This window comes from Candidatus Tiamatella incendiivivens (assembly GCA_015522635.1).
GTDB classification, from domain to species: domain Archaea; phylum Thermoproteota; class Thermoprotei_A; order Sulfolobales; family Acidilobaceae; genus Tiamatella; species Tiamatella incendiivivens.
In genome coordinates, this window is record WALW01000008.1 from 23,451 (window position 1) to 40,386 (window position 16,936).

19 protein-coding genes are annotated in these 16,936 nt (G+C 43.0%); 12 read left to right on the top strand and 7 right to left on the bottom strand.

Going from position 1 to position 16,936, the window contains the following annotated elements; genetic code table 11:
* Window positions 1-33 precede the first annotated feature (33 nt).
* From F7B60_01815 to F7B60_01855, 9 genes are all read left to right on the top strand, one after another.
* Window positions 34-1,200, top strand: a complete 1,167-nt coding sequence (locus tag F7B60_01815) for a thiolase domain-containing protein (GenBank protein ID MCE4614256.1) — start codon at window positions 34-36, stop codon at window positions 1,198-1,200.
* Window positions 1,197-2,375 (top strand): thiolase domain-containing protein, encoded by a 1,179-nt coding sequence (locus tag F7B60_01820; protein MCE4614257.1) that lies wholly within the window; start codon window positions 1,197-1,199, stop codon window positions 2,373-2,375. The genes F7B60_01815 and F7B60_01820 overlap by 4 nt, the downstream gene beginning before the upstream one ends.
* A gap of 6 nt (window positions 2,376-2,381) precedes the next feature.
* Window positions 2,382-2,918, top strand: a complete 537-nt coding sequence (locus F7B60_01825; GenBank protein ID MCE4614258.1) for a Zn-ribbon domain-containing OB-fold protein — start codon at window positions 2,382-2,384, stop codon at window positions 2,916-2,918.
* Window positions 2,915-3,367: a nucleic acid-binding protein gene (locus tag F7B60_01830; protein ID MCE4614259.1), complete on the top strand. Its 453-nt coding sequence runs from the start codon at window positions 2,915-2,917 to the stop codon at window positions 3,365-3,367. Before F7B60_01825 ends, F7B60_01830 begins: the two co-directional genes overlap by 4 nt.
* 118 nt (window positions 3,368-3,485) lie before the next feature.
* On the top strand, window positions 3,486-4,007 hold the full coding sequence (locus tag F7B60_01835; protein ID MCE4614260.1) for a hypothetical protein: 522 nt from the start codon (window positions 3,486-3,488) through the stop codon (window positions 4,005-4,007).
* Between the two features lie 3 nt (window positions 4,008-4,010).
* The gene (locus tag F7B60_01840) at window positions 4,011-4,976 is read left to right on the top strand and encodes a hypothetical protein (protein ID MCE4614261.1); all 966 of its coding nucleotides are present in this window, start codon (window positions 4,011-4,013) and stop codon (window positions 4,974-4,976) included.
* Window positions 4,970-5,458, top strand: coding sequence for a hypothetical protein (locus tag F7B60_01845; protein MCE4614262.1), 489 nt, complete (start codon window positions 4,970-4,972; stop codon window positions 5,456-5,458). Before F7B60_01840 ends, F7B60_01845 begins: the two co-directional genes overlap by 7 nt.
* A 438-nt stretch (window positions 5,459-5,896) precedes the next feature.
* Window positions 5,897-7,321: an aspartate aminotransferase family protein gene (locus F7B60_01850; GenBank protein ID MCE4614263.1), complete on the top strand. Its 1,425-nt coding sequence runs from the start codon at window positions 5,897-5,899 to the stop codon at window positions 7,319-7,321.
* Between the two features lie 21 nt (window positions 7,322-7,342).
* Window positions 7,343-8,548: an MFS transporter gene (locus F7B60_01855; protein ID MCE4614264.1), complete on the top strand. Its 1,206-nt coding sequence runs from the start codon at window positions 7,343-7,345 to the stop codon at window positions 8,546-8,548.
* 6 nt (window positions 8,549-8,554) lie between these two features.
* On the opposite strand, the gene F7B60_01860 is transcribed toward F7B60_01855, so the two are convergent.
* From F7B60_01860 to F7B60_01870, 3 genes are all read right to left on the bottom strand, one after another.
* The gene (locus tag F7B60_01860) at window positions 8,555-10,216 is read right to left on the bottom strand and encodes an acyl-CoA dehydrogenase family protein (protein MCE4614265.1); all 1,662 of its coding nucleotides are present in this window, start codon (window positions 10,214-10,216) and stop codon (window positions 8,555-8,557) included.
* Between the two features lie 194 nt (window positions 10,217-10,410).
* Window positions 10,411-11,388: a histidinol-phosphate aminotransferase family protein gene (locus tag F7B60_01865; GenBank protein ID MCE4614266.1), complete on the bottom strand. Its 978-nt coding sequence runs from the start codon at window positions 11,386-11,388 to the stop codon at window positions 10,411-10,413.
* Window positions 11,385-12,482, bottom strand: coding sequence for an ATP-NAD kinase family protein (locus F7B60_01870; GenBank protein ID MCE4614267.1), 1,098 nt, complete (start codon window positions 12,480-12,482; stop codon window positions 11,385-11,387). The genes F7B60_01865 and F7B60_01870 overlap by 4 nt, the downstream gene beginning before the upstream one ends.
* 190 nt (window positions 12,483-12,672) lie before the next feature.
* On the opposite strand from F7B60_01870, the gene F7B60_01875 reads away from it, so the two are divergent.
* Entirely contained in the window at window positions 12,673-13,410 is a 738-nt protein-coding gene (locus F7B60_01875; protein ID MCE4614268.1) for a metallophosphatase family protein, read from the top strand.
* A 90-nt stretch (window positions 13,411-13,500) separates the two neighbouring features.
* On the top strand, window positions 13,501-14,439 hold the full coding sequence (locus F7B60_01880; GenBank protein MCE4614269.1) for an MBL fold metallo-hydrolase: 939 nt from the start codon (window positions 13,501-13,503) through the stop codon (window positions 14,437-14,439).
* 73 nt (window positions 14,440-14,512) lie between these two features.
* On the opposite strand, the gene F7B60_01885 is transcribed toward F7B60_01880, so the two are convergent.
* Window positions 14,513-14,968: a hypothetical protein gene (locus F7B60_01885; protein MCE4614270.1), complete on the bottom strand. Its 456-nt coding sequence runs from the start codon at window positions 14,966-14,968 to the stop codon at window positions 14,513-14,515.
* Between the two features lie 209 nt (window positions 14,969-15,177).
* On the opposite strand from F7B60_01885, the gene F7B60_01890 reads away from it, so the two are divergent.
* A complete protein-coding gene (locus F7B60_01890; protein MCE4614271.1) occupies window positions 15,178-15,828 on the top strand; it encodes a hypothetical protein in 651 nt (216 codons plus the stop codon).
* 5 nt (window positions 15,829-15,833) lie between these two features.
* On the opposite strand, the gene F7B60_01895 is transcribed toward F7B60_01890, so the two are convergent.
* The 3 genes from F7B60_01895 to F7B60_01905 form a co-directional block, all read right to left on the bottom strand.
* Complete coding sequence (locus tag F7B60_01895; protein ID MCE4614272.1) at window positions 15,834-15,989, bottom strand: hypothetical protein; 156 nt, start codon at window positions 15,987-15,989, stop codon at window positions 15,834-15,836.
* Between the two features lie 182 nt (window positions 15,990-16,171).
* Complete coding sequence (locus tag F7B60_01900) at window positions 16,172-16,471, bottom strand: hypothetical protein (GenBank protein ID MCE4614273.1); 300 nt, start codon at window positions 16,469-16,471, stop codon at window positions 16,172-16,174.
* Between the two features lie 153 nt (window positions 16,472-16,624).
* Entirely contained in the window at window positions 16,625-16,873 is a 249-nt protein-coding gene (locus F7B60_01905; protein MCE4614274.1) for a hypothetical protein, read from the bottom strand.
* Between the last annotated feature and the right edge of the window lie 63 nt (window positions 16,874-16,936).

The following is a 16,936-nucleotide window of genomic DNA, read 5'->3' on the forward strand; positions in this document are numbered from 1 at the left end:
TCCTCCATAAAGGTCTAAGAGGTGTACGCAGGTTTGACGACTAGACCTAGAGTGGCGATAATAGGGATGGGCTACTCTGGCTTCCAGCCGGTAACTCCTCATGCGAGTTTTAGGGAGATGATGTTTGAAGCAGCTCTCAAAGCGTACAGCATGGCAGGTCTTGAGGATCCTCGAAGCCAGGTAGACGCATTCATATCATGCCAAGAAGACTATTGGGAGGGGATCTCCATAGCAGACGAGTTCTCTCCAGAGCCTATTGGCGGTGTTTTGAGACCCATTTTCACAGTATCTGGAGATGGTTTACAAGGTATAGCTCAGGCTGTCATGTTGTTGAAGACGGGATACTTTGATGTTATAACAGTCGAGTCTCACGCTAAGCCTAGTGACATAGTGGATCTGGGTAAGATCTACGAAATAACGCTGGATCCCGTGTATGTCCGGCCTACAGCGCCGAAAAAAGCTATCCCCCACTACATTGCAGCTCTAGACGCTGTAGCATACATGGAATCGAGGGAGGCAGGGGAGGAGGATTTTGCTGAGGTTGCCGCTAAGAATAGGAACAACGGTCTGTCAAACCCACTTGCTTCATACGCGTCTAACGTTACTGTGGAAGAGATACTAGAATCAGAGCATGTTGCTTACCCGCTTACAATGTACGATATCTCACAACCGGTAGACGCTGCACTAGTAACAGTATTGGCAACAGATATGGCAGTAGATCGTTTGGGGGCATGGGACAGAGCTGTCTGGATCGATGGGGTAGGATATAATACTGAAACCTATATCCCAGAAAGACATGTATACGGCACGATGCCTAGTATCAGGCGGTCAGCTTTAATAGCTTATAGTGAGGCTGGGATAACGAACCCCTTGTCACAACTTAACTTCGCAGAAGTCGATGACCGGTATAGTTTCATGGAGCTTCTCTCGTTAGAAGAAGCCTTACTAGGAGAGGATTCGTTGAAGCTGTTGAGAAGAGGTGATACCTATCCAGATGGGAAATTCCCGGTTAACGCTAGCGGTGGAAGCCTTGCCACTGGCGCACCATTCGAGGCTACAGGTCTAATGAGACTGTACTTCACCTACATGAGACTGCTCTCGATGCAGGAGGGTAAAAGCCTCGTCGTCTCCTGGAGAGGGCCTCCAACATATACAGCTGCAACAGCTGTATTATCATATTATGGGGGTGGTGAAGGGTGAAAACGAATATACATATAAAGGATAGAGTAGCTGTAGTTGGCGCTGGATTAACATTATTCCGGAGGAGAATGCTGGAGACGCCCCAGGAACTATCTGCAGCAGCAGCGAAAATGGCTCTAGACGAGGCTGGGCTTACACTCGATGATATCGACTGTATTGTGACTGGTACGGCTCCAGATGCCTTCGACGGTGTCCACTTCAATGGGGAATACATGGGGGATGGCAGTGGAGCTGTGAATAAGCCTATGGTAAGAGTCTATGTTGGTGGAGGAACCGGAGTAATGATACCTATAGCTGCATGGTGGCACATAGCAAGCGGGAAATGCAAGACTGTATTGGCTGTAGGAGAGGAGAAAATGAGTCCTGCACTACCACATCCTCAGTATGTATTCGCATATATATGGGATCCTATACTGGAGAGACCCTTGGAGCCTAATCTAATCTGGATATTCGCGATGGAGATGAGGAGGTATATGAGTAAATGCGGAGCTAAGAAAGAAGACATTGCACTCGTATCGGTGAAGAATAAACGAAACGCACTCGATCATCCGGCAGCACAGGTAGCTGAAAACATAACTGTTGAAGACGTTTTGAACAGTGAGACTCTCGTCTGGCCAGTCAATAGACTAGATATCAGCCCTGTTAGTGATGGAGCAGCTGCGATGGTATTAGCTTCAGAGCGTGAAGCAAGGAGAATAACTGATAATCCTGTATATGTCGAGGGCGTAGGGTGGACTCTGGATAATACACACTGGTATAATAGAGACTTATACTACCCGCGGTATGTTGAGTACGCCGCGAGAATGGCTTACAAGATGGCCGGCGTAGATAAACCTATAAAGGAAATAGACGTTGCTGAGCCTTATGATCCATTTGACTATAAAGAACTGCACCACCTGGAAGGTCTCCAGTTAGCACCTAGATGTGGTGCATGGAAGCTGGTGAAGGAGGGCTTCTATGATAGAGATGGTGATCTACCGTCTAGCCCCAGCGGTGGATTACTAGGTGTAGGTAACCCAATAGCCGCAGCTGGTGTTATGAAGACCATAGAGATCTACTGGCAGCTAGCAGGTAAGGCAGGTGGAAGACGAGTTAAGAAAGACGTCTACCGTGGAGTAGCTCAAGCTTGGGGTGATTTAATGCAGGTTGGAACTGTAATCGTTCTTGGGAGGTGACTCGTATTGGTTAAATTGGAAGGTACAAAATTATCGGAAAAGGACTTTAAGGCTCTCCCCGGCGTAATATACTATAAGCCGTTCACTAGGTACAAGTTTACTGCAGGGTACGCTGTTTCAGTATTCCTAGATGGACTGAAGCAAGGGAAGATTATTGGAAGCATATGCCGGAGATGTGGAAGAGTATACGTTCCACCGAGGAGTTATTGTGAGTATTGTCTAAAGCCAACTGACGAGTTTATCGAGCTCCCCGATAGGGGTGAGATATCTACCGCAGTAATCAGCTATATATCTGCTAAGAGAGGAAGATTAGAGAAGCCGGAATTCGTAGGTGTTATAAGGCTGGAGACTCCTGGTTATCGTGAGGGTAGCTACGAGTTCGCAGGACTATTCCATAAGATATGCGGTGTAACAGAGGAGGATGTCAAGTCCGGCAGAGCTATCGGTATGAAAGTTAAGGCAAGATGGAAGCCTCCGGAGAAGAGAACAGGGAGCATTCTAGATATAGAGTGCTTTGAGCCTATAGGAGGTGGAGAAGAGTGATCTGGAGAAGGGAGGCTAGACTAGACGTATATAAACATATCCCCGGGTCAATGGAAGTAGACACATTCAGATACACCCCTGGCAAAGGAGGGTTGAAGCTAGCGGAAGCATTGAAAAAAGGCTGTTTAGTCGGAGAGGACTGTGGGGGATACATACAAATACCTCCGAGAGGATTCTGCCGCGATCTAAGTAAACCAAGGGAATATGTTGAGTTACCTGAGGATACATTATGGTATGTCGACTCATTCACAATAGTCTACGAAGACGGTGAACCTAAAGTAATTATATTCGCCAGACCAGAAGGTGAAAGACTAACAGGCGGACTCATTCACAGGCTCAAACCAGGACTTCCAGTATACATAGGAATGCCAGTAAAACCGGTATTCAAACCAGAAGAAGAGAGGAAGGGAACAGTCGAGGACATAGTATATTTCGACGAATACGCATAACAACTTCCTTTTTCATAGTAAACCCTTTTCCTATAGAAAACTCGCTCTTTGCATTCAAGTATAAAAAGCCTCAATGACTCCTAGGCTACCTTAGGGTAGTAGTAGGGGTGTATTATGATTGTCCAGCGATCCTATAGGTGAGGTCTTCCAGAAGCTTATTGAGGAGATTTACTGGGTTGAGACTTTAGAGGAGGCTGAGCATATTCTAGCTGAGAAGTTGAGGTTGCTTGATGAGGACCTTAGGGAGGTTTTACTAGAGAAGCGCCGTGTATATTGTAGTGATATCCAGAGCATTAGCGAGCCTATTCAATTGCAGTTTGTGGCGGAGCAGGAGAACGATGATCAAATGAAGGTTTTACTTAATATTAGGAGCCTCATTAGCACTGGATATCTTTTACAGTGTACTCCTTCTTGGCAGTCAATGGATCCTGAGACCAAAGCTAGATTCTTAGCCCCGCTTTACAGAGCTAGTTATGCTTTCGAGTTATTCGTCAAGACAGGCGATAAGAAGTATTTGTCTGATGCTGAGAAGATGTTGAACGTATTGTTTGATAGGTGCAAAGAGTACGGATTATTAAAAGAGTTGAATTCACATATAGAAGGCGTGTTGAACGACTACTACGAAGAAATGGAGGAATAACCATTGGATAATCCGAGAATCCTCCTCCTGGGCTTCGGAAATGTGGGTAGAACATTTGCAAGAATACTTATAGAAAACCCGTTGGCACAGAACTATGTTTTCCTAGGTGCATGCGATTCCAAAGGGTGCTCGTACAATCCGAGAGGGTTCAAAAGGGAAGAGATACAGGAACTCCTGGGGGTTCCTCGTGGAAGGATAGGTGAGACTGTTTACGGTACAAGAGAAAGCCCTCTATCGTTGATAGAAGAGTCTCCACCTGATATCGTGGTAGATGCAAGACCCAGTAATTATGATAAGCCGCACATAGATATCTACAGGCTTTTGGAAAGCGTTAGATACCACATAGCCACGGCAAATAAGGCTCCACTAGCACGAAACCCTAGTCTAATAGTAGATAATCCCCTCCGTAGCCTTATCCACTATAGAGCTACTTTTATGGCTGGAACGCCATTATTTGATCTAATCACTTATGGGTTAAAGGGAAGAAATATAACACTTATCCGCGGAGTGTTCAATACCACCACAACATATATGCTCACACTTGCATCGCAAGGATACGGTTTTGATGAAGCACTCCAGGAGGCTATTAGTGAGGGTATAGCTGAGTCTGATCCTAGTCTGGATGTAGATTGCATAGACCCTGCTGCTAAGGCCTCCATAATAGCGGCAACCTTAGGATACAAAGTCTCTCTCGGCTTTGTTGAAAGGAAGAGCCTAAGGGATTCATGGGGAGAGGATGGATTCCTAAGGTGTGTTTCAATTGTTGAAGTAAATAAAGGGGTTAAAGCTATTCCAATGAATATTAATCTTGATGACCCTTTAAGGCTTGCTGTAGGTAAGAGGAATGTGGCAGTTATTGAGGTTAAAGATGGTAACTCGGTTATACTTTCTGGGAGTGGCGGTGGCCCCTATCAGACAGCTATGACATTATTCTCAGACTTGGAGAAGGCGAGAAATAAGCTATGGTAGTTGGAGAAGATAGTTTGCCAGCGGTTTATGGTACTGTTGTAATCTTAGACTTGGATAGGTTCAAAGAGTATACTATTCAACAAGGATTCAACGCGTATAAACCTAATATTGTCACTGGTACATTATCGCATCTAGTTTTAGATGTTGCCTCTAAGCGTACTGGAAGTATACTATATGGGTTAGATTGGGATCGTGGCACTGAAGAAGCAATAATTGTTTTCCCAGGAATGGAATCCTTACAGGTTAAAGAAGACTTATTGAGCATAGCTAAAGAGATATGCGAACTAGGAGCATCAATTACAATTGTAGCCTTGCATGAAGCTATAATCACCCCAGGTAGGGTTAGCCAAAGGAAGCTTAGGAGAATTTTCAAAAGAGAATTTAGTATTCTAGAGAGGCTAAAGCATAGAGGTGGAGGGCTCGTTTATATTGACGGGGAAATATTCCATATTTGCAAACGGCCTTGCTTAGGTATTGAGTAAATAAAAAACAAATGTAAACATGATTTTCCTACTGCTCTATGATTTATCTAGCCAGGTTCTTTCTTACTGGAAGCTCCATGCCATTTATAGTGCTACTTATCATCTGAGGGCTCACTAGCAGTAGTAGGGAAAGCGTCCAGCTAGCTATTTTCCTTGTCACCAGTTATTTTCGCCGCGATAGCCGGCTTTTACTCGTAGAGTTTAAAAATTTTTCTATTCAATGAAATTGTTATACAATGCGGATCCTGTGGAGGGCATATTATTATGGCTGATCTAGGTCGTTTCTCCAATAATGAGCATTGCTTTACTGTTAGGTAATACCTCCACGCCAGCTGCAGCTAACCCTCTAGGTTTAATGTTTTTATCCCCAGCCTTGCTTAGTAATGTATTCTTTATAATCCTGTTAGATGTAAAAACTGTATCTTAGGTGTATATTTCTTGCCTGAAACACCTCCTATTCGCAAAGAAAAAGTAATCGACTCTCTAAAGGTAATGCTCTCAAAGGATATCGATCCGCATAGCGGTAGATTATGGTCATATGTCTACGAGACAGGAGTAAGTGAATTGAGAGAATTGGCTGAAGAAGCGTACATTCTTAGTCTCTGGAGGAATATGCTTGACCCTACTGTTTTCCCCAGCGTCCTCGAGTTAGAGAAAAGTGTTACCAGCTTCGTAGCCCGCATCTTCGAAGCGCCAGATACTACGACAGGCAACTTCACTAGTGGTGGAACTGAAAGTAACTTTATGGCAGTTCTAGCCGCAAGGGAATGGTACTACAAGAAAACTGGTAAATCAAGTACTCCGAAGTTAGTTGCCCCTGCAACTGTTCATCCGAGTGTCATCAAAGCTGCATGGCTCCTTGGTGTGAAGCCTGTTCTAATACCAGTTGACGAGGCTTATAGAGTTAAGGTTGATGAGCTTATAAGTAAAGTAGACGATGATACCGCTCTAGTTGTAGCGTCTGCCCCCAATTATCCGTTCGGTACATTTGATCCTGTTAGAGAAATCGCGGAATCTCTTGATAAGAAGGATGTATGGTTTCACGTAGACAGTTGCCTAGGCTTCTCTATACCGTTTGCTAGAATGGAGGGACACGATATACCTCTTTTAGGCTTGAATATTGACCGGGTTGACTCTATGAGCGTGGATCTACACAAGATGGGTTACGCCCCCAGAGGATCATCAACCATCCTCTACAGGGACAAGGAGAGGAGGAAGAACGCCTTCTTTGTCTACAGTAGATGGCCTGGTTACCCTATGGTAAACCAGATATTCCTATCGTCAAGAACATCGGGTCCATTAGCAGCATCATGGAGTTTGATAAACACATTAGGAGTAGATGGCTACAGGATGCTAGCTAGGAACGCTTTCGCTGCCCGTGAGAAACTAATAAGTACCATGGCTAAACAAGGGTTCCAGGTAGAAGGCAATCCTCCTTACCTCGTTCTAGCTTTCAGTCATCCGGAGCTAGATCTAGTTGACTTCTCGAGGAAAGCTGGGGAAAAGCATTGGCACATACAAGTCCAGCCGGGAAGTAAGAAGCTAGGGTATCCTATGACGGTGCACTTCACAGTTACACCTATACACTTCCACGTAGTTAACAAATTCGCCAGCGATCTAGAAGGGATCGTTAGTAATACAAGGAAACTCTCAGAGTTAGGTCAGGATTCCATGTTAGAGGCATTGAAGACTGTGTCACCAAGCGATGTAAGTAGTGCTGCACCACTCATTATGGAGTTACTTGGAGGTAGCGGAGGCGGTTTAGAAGGCGCAGACTTGAGCTTCATTGGCAGGTATATCTATGAGCTAGATCCGGACGTTGTGGAGGCATTGTTCAGGGAAGTATCAAACGCATTGCTGTAAACCAGGAAAGGTGCAAATATTTTGACGGGGAAAATAGGCCGTGCAATCGCATTAGCAGGGTTCCCCATCCTAGTTTTTGCCTCCCAGGTAGTATGGGTGTCTTACTCTCCCGTCACCACGAAGGTAGCCGCTGACCTCGGTGTGAGTAAAGACGCAGTTGGCTTATTAGTAATGCTATTCCCTATCTTATACATATTAATGGCTTATCCGGCCGGGAGATTACTCGATACATGGTTCCGGGGTGCATTAATCACCGCATCAATTCTATTTATTGGCACAGGTATAGCTAGAATCGTAGCTCCAGAGAATTACCTTTCTATTCTCATAGGTCAAATACTAGCAGCAATAGCCCAGCCCTTCGTTGTAAACGGGATAACCCCATATGCTTCAGCCTATTTCGAGGAGAAAAGGCGTCCACTAGCCGTCTCAATGGGAAGTGCTGCAATGTATGCAGGAATGATTGTAGCCATGGCTATAGGGGCATTCGTCTACAGCGAATGGGGTGTCTGGGGATTATCAATATACTCTGCAATTACTGTACTAGTCAGTGGATTATGGACTCTTTGGATGGTTTTAAAGGCAAACATCATAGGCAATGTTGAAGTTGAGCATTTACCGACACTAGAGAGTATTAGGACCATTGTGAAGAGAAGAGAGGTGTGGATGTTCGCTGGAATCATAGGTATAGGACTTGCTATACTCGACATATTGATGACTTGGATTGAGCCTGTTTTATCACCGGTTGGCCTGGAGAAAATAGCTGGAACGGCAACAGCCTTAATGCTTGTCTCAGGCGTTATAGGTGCTTCAACCCTCCCATCTATAGCAGCTAAGTACAATATCAGGAAGACGCTCATAATAATAGCAGCATTCACAGGAGTATTTGCATACGGCGTGTTGACAGCCTACATATCTGGTATCCTTGTATATGCCATGTTAGCGTTAAACGGTTTCATGCTAATGGCCGGTCTACCAGTGATATTTGAGTGGGTTGAGAAGACAACGCCATTTACCCAACAAGGTGAGACTATTGGTGTCATAATGATTACAGGCCATATTATCGCTGTTATAGCCCTTGCAGCATCAACACCTCTCACAGGGTTTTACAGGGAATTCTTCGGCCTACTAGCCTCACTGGGTGTTATCGCAACACTATTAGCAATCGTTCTACCAAGTGACAAAGGGTTGAAAAGGATAAACGCTAATGAAAAAGAAAGTTTAATGTAAATCTAATCATATTCTAGCTTTTTTCTCCCAATCTACTTCGTCGAGGCTACCCCTCAGGCTTACTATTTCACTCAACAACCTCTTTTCCGGGACGTTGAGCTTGCCATTAACCACCCAGGAATAGTATAAATCAGCTACATCCTCAAATACTGTATCGCCTGTTTGTCTAGCCGCGTCTAGCAGCAACAATGTGGCTACGGACTCAGCCATCTTTGTTAAAGTCTCCTTGGATAACCATTCTGCCTGGGTTGGATCACCACTAAGCCTACCTACCAGATTCGCAAGCCTAGTATATGCCTCTTCAGCTAACTTCTGGTTCTGCTGGTTCCTTGTTAACTCCTCCATATCATCTAGGAGAGGCTGGTGAGCTTTCTTCTTCCACATGGCTTCCAGCATATCTAATGCTTGTATATTGCTTGTTCCTTCCCATATCGGTGTTATGAGTGCCTCTCTGTGCCATCTTTCCACCGGGAACTCGTGGAGGAAGCCTATTCCACCAAATATCTCCATAGCTCTCCTTGAGACGAATGCTGCTACATCTGCTGTATAATTCTTTGCTATGTGGGTCATAAGCCGCGCGTAGTGATACTTCTCTGAGTATGGAGGCTCGTTATGCCAGGCTTCATCGAATAGAGATATAGCTTTCATCGATACTGCCAATCCCGCCTCAATTAGTAACTCCATTTCCAGGAGATCTCTAGCTAGGAGGGGGTGGTCTTTAATTAGTTTCCCAAATGCAGATCTCGTTGATGCGAAACCATAGGCTTCCAAGTAAGCCTTCCTAGCTATACCATTAGCAGCATGCGAGTTTGCTAGACGGCTGACCATCAGGTCTTCCATAGTATAGTATATTCCCTTCTGAACATCCCCTACGATGTATGCCTCAGTGTCGATAAACTCTACTTCTCCTGTTGGTACGGCTACCGTACCACTCTTCCACTTCAGCCTTCTAATCCTATAGTTTAGTCTTCCGTCGCTACTCAACCTTGGAACTAAGTATAATCCCAGCCCTTTGGCGCCAATCCTACCTCCTTCAGGTCTTCCTGTAGTTAATGCCATGCTTGCTACTCCAGCCCCGCTTGAGAAGTACTTGTATCCATTAAGCTTCCATACACCATTATCTTTCTTGGCTATAGTTGTATTTGCACCTAAATCGCTTCCCCCCTGAACTTCTGTGAACCATGTAGCTCCCCACATGGGGGGTTCCTGTATTCCCGAGAGCGGCTTATAGTATTCCCGTATCTTCTCGTCACCGTATTTGTAGAGGGCATATGCCGTTTGAATTGTTATTGTTAGTATACATGAGATTCCAGGATCACCTATTAGGTATAGGCCTGTGTAATGATGGTGCCATGACCTTCCTTCGAATGGATGTGTATTCACCTTGTACTTCAGGACTAGATCTAAGAGAACTCTCTTCTCCATTGGGTCAAGCAGTGCTACATCAGGGTTACCGCCTAGTGTGTCCCAATTGATTAGCAGTGGAGGGCTTAGTAGATCTACACGATAGGCTGTTTCATATACCTCTCTACCTGTATACTTCCCTAGTCCGCTGTAGTTCGGGTCTTCTTTGATGTTATACTTTAATAGGTTTCTGTAAGGCTTATCCAAGGTATAATGATCTAAACCATAGGCAGGACTGACTGGTTCTAATCCGGCTAGTGGCATAATTTAGACACCGTATTACTGATTAATATTATCTATGGCATTATAAAGTCAATAGACTCGAATTCTGAGTGAATGATGTAAATCACAAATTATACTCCACGTATAGTTGAATGATGACCTGCAATTCTCATCATCCATTATTGCATTACAGTATGCCATGACTAAAATTTGAATCACAAGCCATTACACGTAATCTAGGATTCATAATTTAATAGTTCTTTTAAGCTTTTTACCAGAAAATCGTTTTCTTCCGGAAGACCTATTGAAACCCTATAGTAACCTGGTATCCACTCACTCGATAAATCCTTTATCGCTATTCCCTTTATCCTCAGCTTCTCCGAAAGCCCAAGTATATCACTTCTTATTAATATGAAATTTGTTGCTGACGGGTAAGCTTCCACTCCAAGTTCCTTCAATTCACTAATCAGCCTTTCTCTTTCACTAATTATTCTTTCAACGTTTTCTCTTACATATTCCCTGTTCTTTAAAGCTGCTATTGCTGCATAGACTGAGGGTCTTGGAAGAATTGTTGCAAAGTCTGAGAGTCCCTCTTTAAACATATCTCCTGCAAGTAGAAAACCGATCCTTAATCCAGCTAGGGAGAACCCCTTGTCAAGTGTTCTAGTTATTGCAAGGTTAGAATAGTTGCTAATAAGGCCTGAGAATGTTTTCCTGGAGAACTCATAGTATGCTTCATCTATTACTAGCATGGTGTTCTTGTTATCTAGTAACTTGATAACTAAGTCATGATTTAGGAATTCCATTCCTGTAGGGTTATTTGGATTATCTATTATTACGAGTGACGGTTCCTTAATCTCCTTCATCAATATCTCCGCGTTTAACTTGAAATCTGGTGGAGTAACTTGGAACTTCAATATTTTCCTTGAATGCCTTCTAGCGCACTCTAAAGCTGGGAAAAATGAGGGGTTGAGCATTATCACTTTCCTGTTGACGGAGAACGTGTGTATGATCTCCCTTAGAATAATATCTGAACCTGGGGAAACTATTATTCTATCCCTAGGTATATTCGTGTATTCGCCGATAAGAAGCTTCAATTCCTCTAAATACTTAACTTCACAGTACCTCGTGACTTCACTTAACCCTCTCCTAGCCTCCTCAACTACTATCCTAGGAGGAGGATGCGGATTCTCGTTAAAGTCAAGCCTGATCAAACTCTTACCTCCATAACTACCTCTTCTCTGTATCCCGTCACTACTTTTATTGGCCCAGCTAACATTCTATCCACACCTTCGTCTCCTGTATCAACCCTTAAGCACTTCAGCTTCAGAACCTTCCCTTTAGTTCCCACAACTATTATATTCTCTTTTCCAACTCTTCTCAAAACTTCAGGAGTAAACTGCTTACTCGCTCTTCCAAATATGAATCCATTCCCACCAATGGGGGTTACGATAATCTTTGCCTTCCCATAAGTATGTATCAATTTTAAAAGACCTTTCTCATTCAAATCCTTACCAACTAGCCTTCCATTGTATACTGCATCTATCCCTAGAAGAGTTTTACTGACACCAATCCTATCAGCTATTGCTTTAAGCGTGGTTCCCGGACCCAAAAAGTACACATACCCTTCCTCAATATTCTCAACTATATACTCGGCTATTTCCTTCTTTTGAGCTTCTTCAGATTTACTTATGTTTGACGCTTCCTTACCAGCCTGAAGAAGCAGTTCAATCCCAGGTACCTTCAGGTAGGAATATAGCCTTGCAGCCAACCTATTCTTCCTGAATGCTTCTTCATCTATATCCATAACTTCCCTTTCAATTAGCGGAGTTTCCTTGTTAAAGGAATCTATAATGTTAGCAGCTGCATTGGGAGATAGCACAAATACCGAGCTAAACATCTTAACACCTGAAGGAATCGCCAATACTGGAACCTTTAAATCTACAGCGTCAGCTATATCCCTCGCAGTACCATCCCCTCCAACGAAAACTAGGAGATCAATTCCATTAGCTACGATTTCCCGAGCAATCCTTTTCGTATCCTCAGCACTCGTCTCCTCCCCGACGCTTCCCACAACCTCATACCTAAAATCGGTATCCCTAACGTAATTTTCACCCATACGCTTAGGAGCTACGAGGAAGAAAATATCCCTTCTCTTTATAAGTGAAAGCAGATACCTAATCCTCCCCGGGGAAACGGGTTTTGCTCCAAGCTCTAACGCTCTTCTATATGCTTCCCCATCAGTACCTTTAAGACCGACAGACCCTCCCATCCCAGCTATTGGGTTTACAATAAGCCCTACCCTCATCAATAGCAACTACCACGTGTAATGAATGAAACACAAATTATATTCTTAACCAATAGACTAGTTTTCATCTTCAAAGCAATCAATTCGGACGGAATGCTTTAACAATGAAGAAAGCCCTTGTATTCGAATTCTTCATTGTGAAACATAAAATGTTGCCAATATACTATTCTACTGCACAGGGGAAAGTTATTTGAAGGTTCTAGTTATCTCAGATATACATGGAAACAGTATCGCATTGAAAGAGGTTATAAAACGAAACGAATTTGATGAGCTATGGGTTCTAGGGGATCTCGTAGACTATGGGCCAGATCCTGGCGGAGTAATAGACCTTATAAAAGAATTGAAGCCGAAATTCATAGTCAGAGGAAACCATGACCACGCTGCTGCATTTAACGTTGACTGTGGATGCGGTCCAGCTACCCATGAATTGAGTACCGTCACCAGGGAAAAGATAACACTACAGTCATTATCAAAGAACGAACTCAAGTGGTTGAGTGAGATACCTTTAACGTTAGAGACGGAATTAGACGGGTCAAATTATTATATCGTACATGGGTCACCGAGTAATCCATTGTACGGGTACTTATACTATTATACAGGTAAAACATTGCTTGAGGATTCTCTACAAGGACTCGGTTTCCGAGATAATGGGGAAAACACCCTTGTGCACGGCCATACCCACTATCAGGGATCCATGCATTACAAAAACATGTTACTCATTAATCCTGGGAGCGTTGGCCAACCTAGGGATGGCGATAGTAGAGCCGCATACCTAGTTATTGAGAAGGGTAGCCAGGGGGATAGATTTATTTTAGGTAGAATTAAATATGACATTGAAAATGTGGTTAAGCAAGTTAAAACCTTCGATCTTCCTGAATGGGCTGTAAAACAGTTAACGTATATCCTGAGAAATGGAAAAGTAGCCTAGATTATTCCAGGATAAACTTATCATCTATATCTACCATAAATTATCAATTGTAGATCTGTAACACTGATATTGACTACAGGGTGAATTAAATTGATTATAAAACCTCTCGCATTTGACTCATTCGGCGTTCGAAGCCAATCCACCCTCGTTAAACTAGGCCAGCATAACATCCTGATCGATCCTGGAGTCGCTTTAGGTCCAAAACGATACGGTTTACCTCCAACAGAAGAGGAGTTCCATGCCCTAGAGCTAGCTAGGAATGAGATCATCTCGCAATGCGATATAGCCGACATAGTATTAGTTACACACTACCATTATGATCATCATCCCTTCCCAGAAGACGACGAGATGTACGAGACTTGTTTTACAGGAAAAACTGTAATAGCGAAGAACATCAAGGAGAACATAAACTATTCCGGTAAACGGCGTGGAAAACTATTCGAATCTAAGGTAAAAGACATAGCTGATAAACTTGAATGGGGAGACGGTAAAAACTTCGATTTCAATGGATTGCAGGTAAAAGTCTCGCCAGCTGTATGGCATGGTGAGGTGAAAAGTAAAGTGGGTACAGTGGTAATGATACTCATAGAAGACAGGGAGAACAATGAGAAATTCCTATTTGGTAGCGATGCACAGAACCTTGCTGATCCAGCTGCATTAGAATGGGCTGTGAGGGCTAACCCTGATATAGCGGTAATAGATGGCTACCCCACTATATTTTTGGGATGGAGAATGAGTCAGAAATCCTTCGAGAAGAGCTTAGGCACGCTCGGAGACTTTGTCATGAACACTAAGGCCAAAACAATTATATTAGACCATCACATCGTGAGAGACATCAACTTCAAGGAAAAGATAAAGCCAATATATGATCTAGCCGGCAAGAAGAGTAAGCTAATCCTTACAGCAGCAGAATACTATGAACTAGAGAACTTCTTCCTGGAAGCATGGCGGAAAGAAATACATCAAGGTAAAAGAAAAGTAGATGTAGACAAATACTACATGAAGCTACACAATATCATCAATAGGTAGTTGAAAATTAAGGAGAAGGAAGAATTGATTCTGGTTTGAATATATAAAAAGGTAGAGGAGCGGGTTAACTAGATTATAATTTACTTATCATTTCCATAAACCTCTGATGGTGCTGTTTCTCGTTTTCTTCGAGCTGTCTAGCAAGTTCTCTAATTACAGGATGATCTGCCTCCTCTGCTAGCTTAGCGTACGTCTCAACCATATCTCTCTCGATTTCTAGGTGTCTTTCAGCAAATCGTTTCACAAGTGCTTTTGTCTGAGGAGATACCCCCTCTGGCTTTATACCCTCCCTTTCCTCTAGGGAGGCTATTGTCTGATCCATTTTCTCCAGTTCCTTTACTGCGTTGAGGAGGCCCTCCATTAGGTGTTTGTGTATAATCGTTTCAACAGCTATTGTTTTGAGAGAATCTTGGAGCTCTTTGTACGAGTATCCTAATGCCTGGAGTCTTGAGAGACCGAATGTATAGTCATAAGCTGCTTGTGTTTCAATACCATGAGCTTTCTCCACTATTTCACGGAGGTTCTTCATTGTTTATCACCTAATGTGATAATTTATCATTAATAGTATTTTAGTTTTGAGTTATATATATGAAATTAATTTTATAAAACATTAACCTTGGAAGACGAACTTTCTTACTATGTTTACTGAACCCGCCTTTAACTGGGACGCTGAATCTTTCACTTCCAGTTAACCCCCTCTTACAATAATGAATAGACCCTTATTAACGGGTCCTCGAATTGGGGCTTATAGGAATCTATATACTTGACAAGCTTATAGGTTCAATCCCTAACTACTGGATCCTAGAATTCTATGGTGACAGAAGAATAGTCAGTAGCCTACTGCATTATGTTACAGCATATAGGAGTAAGTTCGGCAGAGTTCTAGTTTTATTGAATAAGGATTTCGGGGGCCTAGACCCCTACACTGTTATGAGGCTTACCCGTATTCTAAACGGGGATTCCCTAAAGATAGATGTAGGCAGAGGGTTCCGTTTCTCTGATACTATCAAGTTGCTCCGAGAGGCATGGGATTCAAAGGGTTATGATAGCGTAGTAATTGGTTATCCGTACTTTCATATGCCCCGCGGCTTCAAGGGTTACTCCAGTGCAACAGAGGTCACCGGCTTGGCCAGAGAGCTTTCACTGAAAAATATTAGGGTTTTCATGTTCAACAATGTATCCCATATGGGTGTGTGGATGCCTGAGGGTGGTAATTATCACCATCATAGTGTCCATGTCATAATTAGAGTTGATAGGATTAGAGGAGGGAAGATTGGGGCTCGCATTATCAAGCACCCGTCTAAACCTGTTGGCGGAGCAGTATCCTTTAGGTCGGAAGAAGTTTTCTATGGAAAAGGCGTTTATCAACCCTTATCGGCTTGGTTCTAGATAGATTATAGTCCTTTAATGTTTGCTAGTTTTTTCTTTATGACCGGTATTGTTTTGCTATAGTCTATTAGAGTCCTATAGTCTTCTAGTTTTATCTTCGGCTTGACATCATTCTCTACAGACCTTGCCACTAGTACATAATAATTCGTTGGTGACTGCAATCCTGTTTTTGTTGCCTTTGCTTGGGTTCTCTAAGGATAGTTTCAGCTTCACCAGGTGGTCATGCCTCTCCACTTAGCTTCTATGAACGTAGTCGTAATTCCTGGTTCACGTATTATTATGTCTATTTCGTATTGCTTGTACCACCATGATCCTACTTGGAATGGTAGTGTCTTTATGTATCCTATCGCATGGAGATCCCGGTATTATTGTTTGTACTATTTGTTCGAAGACCTGTGAGGTATGTATATCCTGTTTTTTTACTGCTTCTTCCACAGCTTTTCCCCGATAACCCGTTTCTACTAGGTTTCTGAGTGTCGTAATGTATTTGTAGTAGTAAAGAAAGTAAGGCTGAAATATACTTCGAAACTATTCTATGGTCTATGCCTCTTGCACTCGATATTTCAGACATTCCCGTTCTACCGGTTGCAACTGCCTTTAAGATGGAAGCATAGCTTCTAGGTTCCCTCATTTCCTGCCTCAACAGGTTTTCTGCCTCTTCTAGTAGTATGGATCCCCCGGGATTAGTACTACTTGTATTACATCTATTGAATTCTTGACGTTAATTGTATGAAGGAGATAGGCCGGTGTACCGCCAACAATACTATATGACTTTGTGGCTTCTATTGAATCCATTTTAGGCCAGAAACCGCCGGGCTTCTAGAAGCCTCATTGGATATAAGTGTATTTGACTGGTCCTTCTACCGTGGAGTGGTGCTTTATATCTAAGAAGCTCCTTCTCGAAGAATGATGCAGATGGCCCGGATAATACTAGGACTATATTCGTTTTATCTAAAACTGTATCAATGGATCTTGGTTCTTTCCATTCCTTGTTTAGTATGGATAGCTCTGTCTCTCTATCTACGAATTTCCCCCTAAATGCCAAGTCAACCTCCTTTTCATATTATAGTACGTATAACGTAATATGGAAAAGATGAGAACACTTACA